This is a genomic window from Flavihumibacter sp. UBA7668, assembly GCF_002483205.1.
Taxonomy (GTDB): domain Bacteria; phylum Bacteroidota; class Bacteroidia; order Chitinophagales; family Chitinophagaceae; genus Flavihumibacter.
This window is the reverse complement of sequence record NZ_DLHM01000001.1, coordinates 261,262-278,202: the sequence shown is the minus strand read 5'-3', so window position 1 is coordinate 278,202 and position 16,941 is coordinate 261,262. Positions and strand designations below refer to the sequence as shown.

Below are 16,941 nucleotides of genomic sequence, written 5' to 3'. Positions count from 1 at the left end.
ATACGCCCCTACCAATTGGCTATTTTTGAGCCAATAGCTGAACTATGAATCGATCTGTAATTTTCTCCCTGCTGATATTGGTTTTCGCTGCCGAAAGCAGCCTGATTGCCCAACAAGTACTTCCTTATAAGAACCCTACACTTCCCATAAAACAACGAACCGCCGATCTCCTGAAACGCATGACTGTGGAGGAGAAAGTTGGTCAACTGCTTTGTCCCATGGGCTGGGAAATGTGGGTAAAAAACGGCACCACTATCAACTATTCACAGGCGTTTAAAAAATTGATCGACAGTCAGTATGTGGGCGCTTTCTGGGGCGTTTATCGCGCTGATCCCTGGACCAAAAAAACACTTGAAACCGGACTTAATCCCGAACTCGCAGCCAAAGCAGGCAATGCATTGCAAAAATATGTGATGGAAAACACCCGACTCGGAATTCCAATTTTTCTGGCGGAGGAATCACCCCACGGACATATGGCCATCGGAACAACCGTTTTCCCCACAGGAATCGGAATGGCTTCCACCTGGAACCCCGAACTCGTGGAAAAAGCTGCAGCAATAATGGCAAAAGAAATCCGGTTGCAAGGCGGACATATCAGTTATGGTCCCGTTATGGATTTATCACGCGATCCCAGATGGTCGAGGGTGGAAGAAAGTTTTGGTGAAGACCCGGTCTTAACTGCCGGCATTGGTGTGGCAGCTGTAAAAGGAGGTGGGGCGGGAAATTTATCCCAACCCACCAGCGTCATCACCACCCTCAAGCATTTTATCGCCTACGGCATTCCGGAAGGCGGACATAATGGAAATACCAGCATAATCGGAGAACGCGAATTACAGGAAAACTTCCTGCCTCCTTTCAAAAAAGCAGTGGAAGCAGGCGCGCTTTCCATTATGACGGCCTACAACTCAATCGATGGTATTCCCTGCACGAGTAACGAATACCTCTACAATGATCTCCTGAAATCGCAATGGAAATTTCGCGGTTTCGTGGTGTCTGATTTATTCAGTATTGACGGACTCAGTGGCAGCCATCGTGTAGCAAAAGATCGCAAAGAATCCGGTGAGCTGGCGCTGAAAGCCGGTGTGGATATGGATTTGGGCGCAAGTGGATTTGCTGCTTTGAAACAATCCCTGCAGGAAGGAAAAATCACCCGTCAGCAATTGGATGCAGCGGTTACAAGAATCCTGCAACTAAAATTTGAAATGGGCCTGTTTGAAAATCCCTATGTTAATCCGGCAATCGCAAAAGAACAGGTAAGAACTACAGCGCATATAAAAATAGCCAGAGAACTGGCACAGCAATCCATCGTGTTATTAGAGAATAAAAACAATATTCTTCCCCTCTCCAACACAATCAAACGCATTGCAGTAATTGGCCCAAATGCACATACGCCCTATAATCAACTCGGCGATTATACCGCACCTCAGGATTCAACGAATATTATAACACCATTCACAGGAATAAAAAATACATTCCCTCAGGCGAAAGTTGACTATGTAAAAGGGGTAGCGATCCGTGATACAAATGATATCGATATCGAAGCTGCTGTTAACGCAGCTAAAAATGCAGAAGTAGCAATTGTAGTAGTAGGTGGTTCAAGTGCGCGGGATTTCAAAACAACCTATAAAGAAACAGGTGCAGCGGTAACGGATATGAAATCGGTACAGGATATGGAAAGTGGTGAAGGGTTTGACCGTGCAACACTTCAATTGCTGGGCAAACAGGAAGCATTATTGAAAGCCATCAAAGCAACCGGTACACCGCTGATTGTAGTGTATATTCAGGGCAGGCCGCTCAATATGAATTGGGCTGCAGAAAACGCTGATGCCCTGCTTTGTGCCTGGTATCCCGGACAGGAAGGAGGGAATGCATTGGCCGCAATTTTAAATGGCGATGTTAATCCATCTGGAAAACTGCCCATATCAGTTCCGCGTTCCGTTGGGCAAATTCCCGTGTATTATAACAAGAAGAATCCCCGAGGTCATGATTATGTGGAACTGCCGGCTGCTCCGCTGTACACCTTCGGATATGGTTTGAGTTACAGCAGTTTTCAATACAGCAATTTAACTCTAAAGCAGAATGATAAACAGAAGTTTGAAATCAGTTTCTCACTAAAAAATACCAGCAATAAAACAGGCGAAGAAGTAGTGCAGCTTTATTTGCGCGATGACCTGGCTTCAGTGGTGCAACCCATCAAACAATTGAAACAGTTTCAACGCGTGCATCTAACTGCCGGAGAAGAAAAGCGGATATTGTTTACTGTTAGTGCAACTGATCTGGAAATAATTGGAAGAGACCTGAAGCCAGTTGTGGAGCCGGGCGTTTTTACAATACAGATTGGTGCATCTTCGGGTGATATTCGTTTAAACGGTAAAATAACTGTTCAGTAAATTGGATAACCCTGCTACCATCCGGTATACGCAGGTGGTTTTATTCCGTTGAGTCGTAAATAAACCAGTAGTTGTCCCCGATGATGCGATTGATGATCATTCAACAGGTTTATGATCTGTAATTTATTTAATGGTCCGGCAAAGAAGGAAACCGTATCAGCGAGTTGGGTGCTTTTAAATTGTCGTAACACCTGCAGGGCATAGTCGTATGTTTTGGTCACCACATCCATTACTTCTTTTTTGGAAATTGCTTTTTTGTCCATTTCCGAAATTGGATTTACTGCACCGGACAAATAAGAAGTACTTAACCAGGCAAGGTTTCCTGATATATGGATCAGTTGTTCGGCAAAACTCATTTCTTCAGGAGATGGACGATAGGAATATTTTTTATCCGGCATTGATTGAGCAACCGCCAGGGTATAGTTTTTTGAGTGTTCCAATCGTTCAATAGCAGCTTTTAGAAAAAGTGAATCCGTTTGCTGGGCAGCAGCAGTAAAACGCAGAAAAACGGATATACTTATCAGCAGGAGATAGGTAATGAATCTTTGCATATGTTTGGTAGCAGAACGGTTTAAATAAGGCTGCCATGCAAATATCACGATTCCTGCTGCTTCCAACTATTGCTATCTCCTTGCATTTTATCAACTGTACAGTTCTGGCTCAATCTGTCCGGCCCAGTGTTATCCTTATCTATTCCGATGACCAGGGTGCTACTGATCTGAATTGTTATGGCTCTAAAGATCTGTTTACGCCAAACTTAGACGGATTGCCAGCAAGCGGTATCCGGTTTACCCAATTTTATGCTGCAGCACCTGTATGCTCTCCATCAAGAGCCGCATTGCTTACGGGAAGGGTCCCTCAACGAGCCGGATTGTCAGATAATGCCTCTTCCAAAGAAGGCGTGGCGGGTATGTCGGGTAATCAGTTTACCATGGCCGAGTTATTCAAAGCCGGTGGATATAAAACAGCGCATATCGGAAAATGGCATGTGGTGTATAGTCCGGAAACCATGCCGAATAAACAGGGCTTTGATCATTCCTTCGGTTTTATGGGTGGATGTATTGATAATTATTCTCATTTTTTCTACTGGGATGGACCGAACCGGCATGATCTCTGGAGAAATGGAAAGGAGATTTGTGAAGCTGGCAGGTACTTTCCTGATTTAATGGTGGAAGAAGCAGCCGGATTTATGAAAGAGAATAAAGCAAATCCCTTCTTTATTTATTTCGCATTGAATACGCCTCATTATCCGTTGCAGGGAGATAAAAAATGGCTGGATTATTATGCAGCATTGCCATCTCCGCGCAAAGAATATGCAGCATTTGTTTCGGCAATGGATGAGCGGGTGGGACGGTTGCTGGACAGCTTAAAAGCGAATGGACAAACTGAAAATACCATTGTTATTTTTCAATCCGATCATGGGTATTCGCAGGAGATCAGAACCTTTGGTGGTGGTGGTACTGCCATTGGATTACGCGGATCAAAATTCTGTTTATTTGAAGGCGGAATTAAAGTGCCTGCAATTATCAGCTGGTAGACTGGTATCCCACACTGGCCAAATTATGCGGACAACAAATGCCTGACAGAATAATAGATGGAAAAGATTTAATTCTGCTTATTAATTCTGCTAAAGCAAACTCACCTCTTGAACAATTTTACTGGCAGAGTGGCGGACCGAAGGATTTGGATGCTGATGGCTTTATGCTCATTAATTTAAAAACCGATTCTGCAGAGAAAATTAATTTATCGGGCAAATTTCCGGAAATCGCAGCTGCACTAAAGTCCCAGTACGAACAATGGATTCAAACCGCTAGTCAACAGTAGAATGATCTATTAGCCATTCATTAAAACTTTAAGTGATAATGTAGCTATTTAAACGCTTCCGACTGCTTACTGTTTAACCCGGAAATAATCAAAATCTGCATAACCTCCGGTTTCTTTGGTGGTATAGTTAAACAGACCAAAGCGATAGCCCATAAAATGTGGGATGGTATAACTCATTTTAAGAGTCCCGCCAATCGGCTGCCAGTTTTTTCCATCCAGACTAAAATAGAAATGAGCGGTATCTGTTTGCTCTCTGAAATCACAGTCTGTTTTTAAATATACCAGGTTTTGGTTGAGCGGAATGGTGGCTTCTTCCATTGGATTACCTGTGCTGGCATTGATCATCACAATTGATTTTGATCTGGCATTAACTTGTACGCCAACCAATCCATAGTTTTTCTGTAAGAGGGATAATCCGGCAAAATCTCCTTCTTTCATTGAGGAAACATCCAGCAGAGTACTGGCTGATGAAACAGGTCCGAATGTTCGTTGGGTGAGTGTATTTCCAGCCAATAGATAACTGGTATCAATCCTGCCAGTCCTCAGGCGGAGGTAGCCAGGTCGTTGCCGCACTGACCATAAACTATTATCCGGATTATGATTCCATTGCCAGATAAGTGGCAGGTCCCGATCCTTTTTCTTTCGGGCGAATTCATCAGAAGCCACAATGCCGGGTTGAATAGATTGGTTGGCCGGAAGAGCCAGTTCCATTGGAACTTTGCCTTCCTTTCCCAATACCGGCCACCCGTCTTTCCATTCAACCGGAACCCAATAAGGGATTCTGCCAACAGCACCATAATCGCGAAAAAGATAAGCAAACCATCTTCCATCAGGCAAATCAATCAATCCACCCTGTGCAACACCTAAATCTTGTAAACCAATCCTGCCTTCCCAGGGGCCACTAAGTTTTTTTGCGCGATGAATTACCACGGTTCGCATTCCCCCTTTTGGCCAGGTGATATTAAACAGATAATAGGTTCCATTGATTTTATAGAGTTGAGAACCTTCAGCACCAAGCCCGATAGCATTTCCGGCGGGCGCACTGGCATTTTCAATCACCACCTGATGGATACCGTCTTTTTTTATTCCGCTCAGATCAGTTTCCAATTCAACCAGCACCAATTTCCCATTTCCATAGAGCATATATGTTTTGCTATCCTCGTCAAAATAAAGAGAATGATCGTGCAGGGAAGGTTGGAAGGAAATCGATTTCCACTTGCCTTTTTCTATATCAGTGGTGGAAAAAATATGTGTTTTTCCGGTTGTCTGCGAGAAGGTGGTAACATAATAAACTCCCTTGTGGAATTGAAGGCTGCTGGCCCAGGATCCGCGCCCATAGGTGCTTTTGTCATTTCGCAATGTCAACTCATCCGTATCGGCAAGTGTATCATACGCATAGTTGATTATTTTCCAGTTCACCAGATCGGTTGATTTCATTATTGGAATTCCCGGACTCATATGCATGGTTGTGCTGCTCATGTAATAATTCTTTCCAACACGGATCATGGAAGGATCGGGTACATCAGCAAAAATAATGGGATTGGTTGCGCTGGTTTTTGCTTTAATTGTTTGCGCAGCAGCAACGGAACTGACAAACCAAAATGCCAGCAGGAATGCATGTATTTTGAAAGCAAGGTTACAAAACATGGTGTATGGCAATTTTTGATTGAATAAATGGCTGATTCAAAATAAGTGTAAAAAAGTCATTTAAAATTGCAACCGATTGAAATTTTATACATAAATTTAAAATAGAATATTTCCTACTGCTATATTATAAATGAAAAACGGATTGCTTGTATTGACCTGCTTATTGAGCATTCTCCACGGTATTGCTCAAACGAACCAGGGTTTAAAACTCTGGTACCGCAGTTCTGCCGGCAATACCTGGGAAAATGCGCTTCCGATCGGCAATGGATTTCTTGGAGCTATGGTTTATGGAAATGTACCGGATGAAGAAATACAACTAAATGAACACAGTGTCTGGACGGGTAGCCCGAATAGAAATGATAATCCGGATGCACTGGCTGCCTTACCTGAGATCAGGCGATTAATTTTCGCGGGTAAACAAAAAGAGGCAGAGGAATTGGTGAATCGGAGTGTCATCACCAAAAAATCACATGGACAGGCATTTTCACCGGTTGGAACTCTGCATCTTAAAATGGCAGCTCATTCAGCTTATACCAACTATTACAGAGAACTGGACATTGAAAATGCCATTCAGGCAACAAGTTACACTGTTAATGGAATTCAATATAGAAGAGAAATCTTTGCATCCTTTATCGAGCGGGTAATTGTTATTCGATTAACTGCCGATAAGCCGGGTAATATCAGTTTTTCAGCAAATTTTAGTACTGTTCAGCCTCGAAATAAGAAGGAATCAGACGGGTTGAAGAATTTAATGCTTTCAGGTACAACCATTGATCATGAAGGTGTTCCGGGTAAGCTGCGATTTCAGGCGATGGCACGTATTGAAACTAAGGGAGGAACAAGAACAGCCACCGACACATCAATAGTTGTTGATAAAGCGGATGAAGCGCTTTTATTCATTTCAATTGCTTCGAATTTCATTTCCTATAATAACCTTGGGGGAAATGAAAGAGAACGGGCTTTGAGTCATTTAAATAAGGCATCCCGGCAAACTTATAAAAGACTCAAGGAGAAACATCTTGAAAGGTATCGTTCCTATTTTGATCGTGTTAAACTGGAGCTGGGTACCAGTTCAGCAATAGAGGAGCCCATTGATGAGCGGATTAAAAAATTTCGGAACCGGCATGATCCACACCTTATTACCCTGTATTATCAGTTTGGAAGGTACCTGCTGATTTCTTCTTCACAGCCAGGCGGACAGCCGGCCAATTTGCAGGGCATCTGGAATAACAACTTGTATCCTCCATGGGATAGTAAGTACACGATCAATATCAATGCAGAAATGAATTACTGGCCCGCTGAAAAAACCAATTTATCTGAGCTGCATGAACCCTTTCTGAAAATGGTAACAGAATTGTCGGAAACGGGCAGGGAAACGGCGCGGATAATGTATGGAGCAAGAGGTTGGGTAGCACATCATAATACAGATATCTGGAGAATTACAGGGCCGGTTGATGGTGCATTTTGGGGTATGTGGATAGCAGGTGGGGCCTGGGCCAGTTTGCATTTATGGGAACATTTCCTGTATTCCGGCGATACCAAATTTCTGGCAGGATCTTATCCCGTTTTGAAAGAAGCGTCAAAATTTTATCTTGATTTTTTGGTACATTATCCTGGTACTAACTATTGGGTTGTCAATCCTGGTACCTCACCGGAAAATGCTCCTGCTGCACATGGTGGATCAAGTCTTGATGCTGGTACTACCATGGATAATCAGATCGCTTTTGATTTGTTCAGTTCCACCATAAGAGCGGCGGAATGGCTCAAACTCGATGCAGAATTTGTTGATACGCTTCAGCAATTCAGGGATCGCCTTGCTCCGATGCATATTGGACAATACGGCCAACTGCAGGAATGGCTCGATGATCTGGATGATCCGAATGATCATCACCGGCATATTTCTCATTTATACGGATTATTTCCTTCGAATCAGGTATCTCCCTATCGGACACCTGCTCTATTTGATGCCGCCCGAATAAGTTTAGAGCATAGAGGGGATGTTTCAACCGGATGGAGCATGGGTTGGAAAATAAACTGGTGGGCAAGATTACAGGACGGAAACCGTGCTTTTCAACTGATCAAAGAACAATTGTCGCCTGTTGGTTCAAATGGAGGAGGGGGAGGTACCTATACTAATTTGTTTGATGCACATCCCCCTTTTCAGATTGATGGAAACTTCGGTTGTACATCAGGTATTACCGAAATGCTGATGCAATCGGCTGATGGCGCGATTCATCTGTTGCCGGCATTACCGGATGATTGGAAGGAAGGTAGGGTAGGCGGACTGAAAGCAAGAGGTGGGTTTGAAGTGGAGGAGCTGGAATGGAAAGAGGGTCGCCTTTACAAGCTTGTTATTAAATCCGGGTTAGGGGGAAATTTGCGGATTCGCTCCTATCAGAAACTGAAAACTTCCGGTACAGGTCTGCATCTGATAACTGCTGAACTGCCAAATCCCAATCCATTTTTCCAAACGGAGAAAATACCCGATCCGGTTATTTCTGAAAAAGCCGTTGTAAAAAAACAATCCAGACGAGCTGTTTTTGAATATGATCTGGTTACGAACAAGGGAAAGAGCTATATATTTTTTGCTGATTAAAATTAGTATAATCAATGAAACCAATTCTTGCAATATGCTTCCTGTCTGTATTTTTTAGTTTTAGTATGAATGCACAGCAGCCAATTCAGCCGGTAAATGTTGTATTTGACAGGTTTCGGAATGAAATTCCGCATGGTAAAATTGATACCATTCTGTATGCTTCAAAAACGGTGGGTACAGATCGGAAAGCACTTGTTTATACACCACCGGGTTATTCGAAAAGCAAAACCTACCCCGTTCTGTATTTGTTACATGGAATTGGTGGTGATGAGATGGAATGGTATAAAGGAGGCAGGCCTGACATTATGCTGGATAATCTGGCCGCAGAAAATTTGGTGGAGCCAATGCTGGTAGTAATGCCTAATGGCAGGGCAATGAAAGATGACCGGGCAATTGGAAATAGTATGGCACCGGAAAAAGTGGAAGCATTTGCACGATTTGAGCTGGATTTGCTCCAGGATCTGATTCCATTTATTGAAAAAAACTATTCGGTTTCCGGCAAGAAGGATGATCGTGCTATTGCAGGTTTGTCGATGGGAGGCGGACAATCCCTCAATTTTGGATTGGGAAATTTGGATAAGTTTTCATGGATCGGTGCATTCTCTGCAGCGCCCAATACCAAATTGCCGGAACAATTGGTGCCGGATACGGCCCTGGCTAAAACAAGTATCCGCTTATTATTTATTTCCTGTGGAACACAAGACCGCTTGCTTGCTTTCAGCAAAAGAACCCATGATTTTCTTTTGACCAATAAAATACCTCACTATTATTTTATTGAACCGGGAGATCACAACTTTGTGCATTGGAAAAACGGATTGTATATGTTTGCACAATTATTGTTTAAAAAGTAAACCGGATCAGGAATTTTCTTTTCGCGCCTGCAGGATGTATTCAGATGGCAGCATATTGTATTTTGTTTTGAACGATTTGGCAAAATAATTGGGCGTGGAAAATCCTACTGAATAAGCGATTTCTGCAACGTTCATATCTGACTTTTCCAGGAGAACAGCTGCTTTTTCCAATTTAATGGATCGGATGAATTCCACCGGCGTTTGTCCGGTTAATTCAAGCAATTTGTTATAAAGAGAGCTTCTGCTCATACCGATCTGTTTACTTAATTCCTCTACGGATAATTGGGGATTATTCAGGTTTTCGTCCAGGTATTTCAGGATGGTCTGTAGTAATTTTTCATCAGCAGATTGGATTTCTATATCGGGAGTCAGCGCTTTTATTTGTTTTGAATAGGTGTGTTTTAGGGTGTCATTTAGAACCAGCAGATTTTTAATCTTGGCATTTAATAATTCAAAATTAAAAGGCTTGGTAATATAATCATTGGCTCCTGTTTTTAATCCGGTTAGCTGATCGTCTTCTCCGGTCAGGGCAGTTAAAAGAATGATTGGTATATGCTGTGTTCTTTTATCAGCTTTTAATTTCTGGCAGAGTTGAATGCCATCCATTTCTGGCATACTGATATCGCTCACTATTAGCTGGGGGTGATGCGTCAATGCTTTTTGCCAGCCTTCTTTTCCATTGGCCGCTTCGAATACTTTATAGTGAAGGCGGAGATTATCTTTTAAATAAAATCGAAAATCATCATTGTCCTCCACCAATAAAAGGCTGGGCAGTTCCAATAAACCTGTTTTTTGATTTTGTGCCGGCATGGCTGACTCCATAAGTGGTTGTTGAACCTCAGGATGCGCTGATTCCATTTGCTCCGATTCATCCAAAGGAGATTCCAGCGGAAGCAAAGGTAAGTGAATGGAAAAGCAGGTTCCTTTTCCCTGCAGACTGTCGACCTCAATTAATCCACCATGCATTTTTACAAATTCCTTTGTGATGGATAAACCAATGCCGGTTCCCTGATTTAGAATTGCTGCTGAAGTTGGATGTTGGAAAAACAGGTCGAAAATTTTCTCCTTTTGTTCAGCTGGTATTCCGATACCTGTATCTGTGATGGAAATTTCCACCCACGGCTGGTCGGCAGTTGTTTTTTTTGACCAGTCAAGCGACATGTGAACAGATCCTCCCTTATTGGTAAACTTAAATGCATTGGAAAGGATATTAAACAGGATACGTTCAAGTTTGTCATGATCAAATCGGGTATACAGTTTATCAATCAGACCGGTATAACTGAAACCTATTTTTTTTCTTTCTGCCAAATCTTTAAATGCCTGACTGATTTCATCAACGAATGGAACCAGGTTACCTTCTGTTGGATTAAGTTTCAGCTCCTGTTCTTCCATTTTTCTGAAATCCAGCAATTGGTTGACCAGGTTTAGTAATCGGCGGGCATTGTGTTTAACCAATTGCAATTGTTTGAACAAACCTGAGTTGCTCTCTTTCTGAAGAAGCGTTTCAACGGGACCGAGAATCAAAGAAATAGGGGTTCTGAATTCATGACTAAGATTAGTCAGGAATTTTATTTTCAGCCGATCCAGTTCAAGCATTCGCTCCACTTCCCTTTTCTCCTGTTCCGCATTTACTCTTTCCTGCTCCAGTGCAAATTTTCGTTTCCATTTTTGTATGGAAGAATATCTGCTGTAAAAAAGACTTCCTGTTATTAATAGAAAATAAATGATATAGGCATAGGCAGATCTCCAGAAAGGCGGGTGAACAATCACTTTGATTGTCCGTCCTGTTTCATTCCAGATTCCATCATTATTACTTGCCTTTACCCGGAATGTATACGTACCGGGATCGAGGTTGGTATATGATGCGGTTGTATTGTTACCCACTTCATTCCATGTTTTGTCAAATCCGGCGAGTTGATAAGCATACCTGTTTTGTTGCGGCGAAGTGTAGTTCAGGGCAACAAAATCCAATGCAAAATTTTGTTTATAAGCCAGATTTATTTCTTCAGCAACTGAAATATGGTCGGTAATAGGACCATCTTCCGATGGATCAACGGAAAGATTGGAGATTCTTAATTCCGTTAATACAACTGCAGGTATATTAGTATTGATTATCAGATCAGCCGGATTAAAATAATTGAATCCTTCTTTTCCACCGAAGTAAATTTCACCAGTTGATAATTTCAAACCGGATCCCCGGACAAAATTATTCTGCTGAATTCCGTTATAGTGATTATAGTTAGTTATTTTATTGGTTATGGGATCTATACTACTGATTCCGGTATTGGTACTAACCCAGATCATTCCTTTATCATCTCCGATTAATTCATAGGCCATACTGTTTTGCAGACCTTCTTTCTCACTGTATGATTGAAATGAATCATTTTTCTTTGAATAGCGAACAACACCACTGCCAAAAGTACCCATCCAGATATTTCCTTCAGGATCTTCCCATAGTGTTTGGATTTTATTGTTGGGTAATCCACTGTTGGTATTGTTATAAATAGTAAAGCGTTGGCTTTTGGGATTATAACGGGCAATACCGCCACCATGCGTTCCAACCCAAATATCACCCTCTTTGTCCTCCAGCATTTCCCGTATATATCCGTTTAATGGAAGCAGACTGTCATTTGGGAGAATCGGGTTTGGGGTATAACGTTTTATTACCTGAAGTTGTGCATTGAGTATATTGATTCCATATCCGTTGGTTCCGGTCCAGATTTCACCGTTTTTTAAACAGGTTATGCTAAAAATTTCGTTGGCATTCAGGCTGGTGGGGTTGGTTCCGGCAAGTATTTTTTTAAATGAGTTTGTTTTGGGATCTAAACTAATCAGTCCATCACCATACGTACCAATAAGTATCTTCCCTGTCCGGTTTTTTTTCAATTCAAGTACATCAATTTCTGCATTTGGACTACCACGGCGGGAAGGGATTGGAATCCGGGTGAATAATTTTGTAGTTGGATTAAAAAGGCCGAGCCCACCTCCTTCAGTACCGACGAAAATGTTGCCATTCGCATTTTCAACAAAGCATTTTACTATTGGATCCTGCAATCCTTTTTCATCAAACGGGTTACTTTTTACATAATTAAACAGATTGAGGTTTCGGTCATATTTATTTAAGCCCCCGCCAACAGTTCCAATCCAGTATATTCCCTGTTTATCGATGGTAATACACTTGATTTGTTTCGCGGTAAGACTGTGAATATTTCTGTTATCTTTTCTGTAACTGGTTGCTGCTCCGGTAGATAAATCAATTATTTCTAGTCCCTCTGAAGTCCCGATCCAAAGTTTGGTACTGTCTAGTCCAATGGCGTTTACAGCCAGATTGCTTTGGCCCTTATCTGGGTTTCCATTTAGCGGGTAAATTTTAAATCCAGCTTCTTCTTTTTTAGATCTATACAGACCTTTATTGGTTCCGATCCAAATGGAGCCATAAGCATCTTCAACAATAACATTTATACTTTCCCGATATTGATTTCCATTCTGCCTGACCGGCAGGTTTACAAAATGCAGCGATTTGTCTTTAGGGTTATATCTATACACACCGTTGGTGGTACCAAGCCACATTTTTTTTTGGCTGTCTTCAAAGAGGCAGAGTGGGGGCGATTTTATTGAGGTTACCGGAGAATTCCGGGCAATAGGGAGGGCAGAAGTTTTATCGGTTTCCGGATCTAAGAGGGTAACACCATTGAAATGGCCTACCCAGATTTTACCTGTGTAGTCACTGACAATACTCCTGATTACATTGTTGTTGATATTATGCTCACCCGGTGCGGTGGGAAAATGCTGAAACTGATCTCTTTTCCGATCGTATCTGCCAATTGATCCGCCGCTGGTGCCAACCCAAAGGGTTCCCAGTTTATCTTCATGCAGGGAAAGTATTTCGTTTGCTTTGATACTTCCCTTACTATTTGGGTGATGTCGGTAAATGGTAAAATTTGTTCCATCAAAACGTGCAAGGCCGTCATCAGTTCCTACCCAGACCCATCCATATTTATCTTTTACTATCGTATTTACCGTATTGGAAGACAGTCCATCTTTGGTGGACAATGCAATCAGATTGATATTCCTCTCCTGAGCGTATATATGGGATAAAAGTGAACCTATGAATAGCAGGATTGGCAGCAGTTGTTTCATTCGTATAGATCATTCAAAATAGTAGAACAGTTCAAATTACTAAATAATATAGGGATTAAGCCCGGCACTAAACATTTGTTCCATCACTTTCAACAAATGTGCTATGGTTAAAAAAGGCTAACTGATACCTTCAGTTTGATAATTACAAAACAACGAATCTATGCTGCCAGAAAAAAACAATTCCTCACACATCCACTTACGGACGATCAATTTCTATCTGACATAACAGAGCTCAGAAGCAAGACTCTTTCAAAAGTGCAGGGTCGTTCCTTTCAAAAAAAGAGTTAACTAATTATTATGAAAATTAGAATAAAACCCCGATTATTGTAAAAAAAATGCAATCGGTTGCAAAGCCGAAAAACTAACGATTATGAAAGTACTAACGATTCTGCTGGCCGCTGTCTGCCTATTGACAGTACCGGTGTTTGCTCAAAGTCCCGTTAAGGGACGCGTCACTGACGGGCAGGGAAAACCTGTTCCCCGGGCATCAGTGGTAGTAAAAGGTGCTCAAACAGGAGTGAGCACGGATGATAATGGTGAGTTCACCATTACAGCTCCCGGAAATGGAACCCTTGTTATCTCATCTGTTGGATTTCCTTCTAAAGAAGTGATTATCAATGGACAAATTCAATTAGCCATTAGTCTCCAGGCCAACGCATCAGACCTTGATCAGGTGATTGTTGTGGGTTATGGTACCCAGCGAAAACGGGATGTTACCGGGTCTACGGTATCGGTAAAAGGAGAGACATTAAATGAAATAAAAGCACCTAATATTTACAATCAGTTGCAAGGCCGGGCAGCCGGTGTTGATATTGTCAGCAACAGTACACAAATCGGGGCTGGCGGTGAGATCAGGATTCGTGGAAATCGGTCCATTACCGGTAATAACAATCCGTTGATTGTTGTGGATGGAATGGTGTATGGTGGTAGTGTGAATGATATCAATCCGGATAATATTGCCAATGTAGATATCCTGAAAGATGCATCGGCTACTGCTATTTATGGTTCACGCGGGTCAAACGGCGTTATCATCATTTCTACCAAAAGGGGAAGATCCGGGAAGGCAACCACAACTTATAATGGATATGCAGGTATGTCCAAAGCATTGGATACCTGGAGGGTATTCAACGCAGAGGAATATGCACAGTTCAAAGAAGATGCACGTCAGGGTCAACCTGCCTATCTTACCAATCCGAATGTGATTAGTCCGTATGGCTTAACCCCGATAGAAACCTCCAATCTGGCTGAAGGTGTAAATACCGATTGGCAGGATTTGCTGCTGACTACAGGGATGCGTACCGGCCATGATATCAGTATCCGTGGAGGGAATGAGCGCACCCAGTATTTTTTTGGATTGGGGTATTATCGCGAAACAGGAATTGTGCATGATCAGTCGCTGGATCGTCCAAGTTTCAGTGTAAATATTGATCATAAGATGAGCAATAAGCTGAAGATTGGATTTACAAGTTTTAATACCATGTTTTATACGAACAGGGTAGGAACCAATGCCTTTGGAACTGCTACGCGGATTGGACCTATTTACAAACCATATAATGAAGATGGTACGTTAAATCTGCAGCCAACCGTGCAGCAGGGCGTCGATAACAATACATTCAATCCGCTTACATCAATTGGTAACAATGATCTGATAAAGGCAAAAAGCCGCCGTTATCAATTTCAGCACAATGTATATGGAGAATGGCAGATATTAAAAGAATTGAAATTCCGTTCCACTTTTGGTTTTAGCTGGTCTCAGACCTTTAACAGCAATTATAACGGTCCGGGTACCATCTTTAATACCAATTTGAACACTGCAGGTTCCAATCTTAGTCAGTCGAATGCAGAAGGCTGGCAGTATACTATTAATAATTCTCTTGAGTTCAACAAGTTATTTGCAGGGAAACATAAGGTGCAGGCATTGGTATTGCAGGAAGTTCAGAAGAATCAGTACCAGACACAGGGCTGGACTGGTCAGGGTGTTCCCGCCAACTATATTGAAGATTACAATTTTCAGTTAGTTAATTCCATTAATCCGCAGGCTGGCGTTTATAACGAATCAGGAATACTGGGATATATGGCGCGGGTGAACTATGCATTTGATGATAAGTACCTGCTTACTGCCACTTTCCGGGCAGATGGTGCATCTGTACTTGCTCCGGGAAATCAGTGGGTAACTTATCCGGCATTGTCGCTTGGTTGGAATATTGACCGGGAAGGATTTATGCAAAGTCAGGATATCTTCTCCAGTTTAAAACTGAGAGCAGGCTGGGGTATCAGTTCCAACGCGGGTATTAATCCTTATACCACATTGGGAAGTTTGAACACAGGGTTTTATAATTATGGACAGGGTACCACACCGTTGGTGAATTTTGTAAATGGTTACACCATCAATACCATTCCGAATCCCAATCTTACCTGGGAGAAAACAAGGGGTATCAATATCGGGTTGGATTTCGGTTTGATCAATAACAGAATTACCGGTTCAATTGAATACTACAATACAAGTACAACAGATATTCTGTTAAGCAAAAGTTTACCGAGAAGCCAGGGTGCCAACTCTATTCTTACCAATGTGGGTGAAACAGCCACCAATGGAATGGAATTAAGTTTGAGCAGTTATACTATTCAGTCGAAAAATCCGGGTGGTTTCAGTTGGAGGACAGATTTTAATGCATTCTTCAACAGAGAAAAAATTGTGGCATTACAGCAGGGCCTGCAACAGGATATTGCAAATGGATGGTTTGTTGGTCAGCCGATGACAGTGATTTATGATGTAAAGAAAATAGGAATCTGGCAATTGGGTGAGGAAACAGAAGCTGCACAATATGGGCAGGCACCTGGTGATATCAAATTGGAAGATGTAAATAAAAACAATGCAATTGGTCCGGAAGATCGCCAGATCATCGGAGATTTTCAGCCCAACCTGGTGGCTGGTATGACCAATAGTTTTGCCTATAAGGGATTTGATTTGAACATCGTTTTATTTGGCCGTTTTGGGCAAACCATTGCAGCTACCTATTTATCAGCTGATGGTGGTGCTGCCGGGTATCCCTTCTTCCTTAATAGCCGGGTAAATCAACATAAAATTGATTACTGGACACCCGATAATCCAACGAATGCTTTCCCTCAGCCGGATGCCAGCCGGGATGCGCAATTGTACACGTCCACACTTACTTATCGGGATGGATCCTTTATTAAAATAAGAACCATTGATCTGGGATATACCTTCAAAAAAGCCCTGATTGAAAAATTAAAATTACAATCACTAAGGTTCTATGTTTCTGCTCAGAATCCCTTTATACTTTGGTCGCCTTTGGTAAGAGACGGATTGGGAATTGATCCGGAAGGGAATGGTACCGGTAATGCGGTTAATTCCAATGCAGGAGGTGGTTCTCCAGTGCAAACCAGAGCAATTACAGTAGGTATGGGAGTTCCGCCAAGTCGGTTATTCATTTTTGGCGTAAACCTTAATTTTTAACCGAAAAAATTGTAA

General features: G+C 42.1%; 9 protein-coding genes. 6 read left to right on the top strand and 3 right to left on the bottom strand.

Features of this window, described 5'->3' with window-relative positions:
* Positions 1-44 precede the first annotated feature (44 nt).
* Positions 45-2,390, top strand: a complete 2,346-nt coding sequence (locus tag B2746_RS01215) for a glycoside hydrolase family 3 N-terminal domain-containing protein (RefSeq protein ID WP_290790027.1) — start codon at positions 45-47, stop codon at positions 2,388-2,390.
* Between the two features lie 14 nt (positions 2,391-2,404).
* Here the strand turns inward: B2746_RS01215 and B2746_RS01210 are convergent, their stop codons facing one another.
* Positions 2,405-2,941, bottom strand: coding sequence for a DinB family protein (locus tag B2746_RS01210; RefSeq protein WP_290790024.1), 537 nt, complete (start codon positions 2,939-2,941; stop codon positions 2,405-2,407).
* A gap of 35 nt (positions 2,942-2,976) precedes the next feature.
* Between B2746_RS01210 and B2746_RS01205 the strand changes: the two genes are divergently transcribed.
* Together B2746_RS01205 and B2746_RS01200 are read left to right on the top strand one after the other, a co-directional pair.
* Positions 2,977-3,927, top strand: a complete 951-nt coding sequence (locus B2746_RS01205) for a sulfatase-like hydrolase/transferase (protein ID WP_290790021.1) — start codon at positions 2,977-2,979, stop codon at positions 3,925-3,927.
* A 38-nt stretch (positions 3,928-3,965) separates the two neighbouring features.
* Positions 3,966-4,214, top strand: a complete 249-nt coding sequence (locus B2746_RS01200; RefSeq protein WP_290790019.1) for a hypothetical protein — start codon at positions 3,966-3,968, stop codon at positions 4,212-4,214.
* 66 nt (positions 4,215-4,280) lie between these two features.
* Here the strand turns inward: B2746_RS01200 and B2746_RS01195 are convergent, their stop codons facing one another.
* Positions 4,281-5,861, bottom strand: coding sequence for a glycoside hydrolase 43 family protein (locus B2746_RS01195; protein ID WP_290790016.1), 1,581 nt, complete (start codon positions 5,859-5,861; stop codon positions 4,281-4,283).
* Between the two features lie 130 nt (positions 5,862-5,991).
* Between B2746_RS01195 and B2746_RS01190 the strand changes: the two genes are divergently transcribed.
* Together B2746_RS01190 and B2746_RS01185 are read left to right on the top strand one after the other, a co-directional pair.
* Complete coding sequence (locus B2746_RS01190; protein ID WP_290790014.1) at positions 5,992-8,457, top strand: glycoside hydrolase family 95 protein; 2,466 nt, start codon at positions 5,992-5,994, stop codon at positions 8,455-8,457.
* Between the two features lie 14 nt (positions 8,458-8,471).
* Positions 8,472-9,308 (top strand): alpha/beta hydrolase, encoded by an 837-nt coding sequence (locus tag B2746_RS01185; protein ID WP_290790012.1) that lies wholly within the window; start codon positions 8,472-8,474, stop codon positions 9,306-9,308.
* A gap of 6 nt (positions 9,309-9,314) precedes the next feature.
* Here the strand turns inward: B2746_RS01185 and B2746_RS01180 are convergent, their stop codons facing one another.
* Positions 9,315-13,448, bottom strand: a complete 4,134-nt coding sequence (locus tag B2746_RS01180; RefSeq protein ID WP_290790010.1) for a hybrid sensor histidine kinase/response regulator transcription factor — start codon at positions 13,446-13,448, stop codon at positions 9,315-9,317.
* Between the two features lie 370 nt (positions 13,449-13,818).
* On the opposite strand from B2746_RS01180, the gene B2746_RS01175 reads away from it, so the two are divergent.
* A complete protein-coding gene (locus B2746_RS01175; protein ID WP_290790008.1) occupies positions 13,819-16,926 on the top strand; it encodes a SusC/RagA family TonB-linked outer membrane protein in 3,108 nt (1,035 codons plus the stop codon).
* Positions 16,927-16,941: the final 15 nt, after the last annotated feature.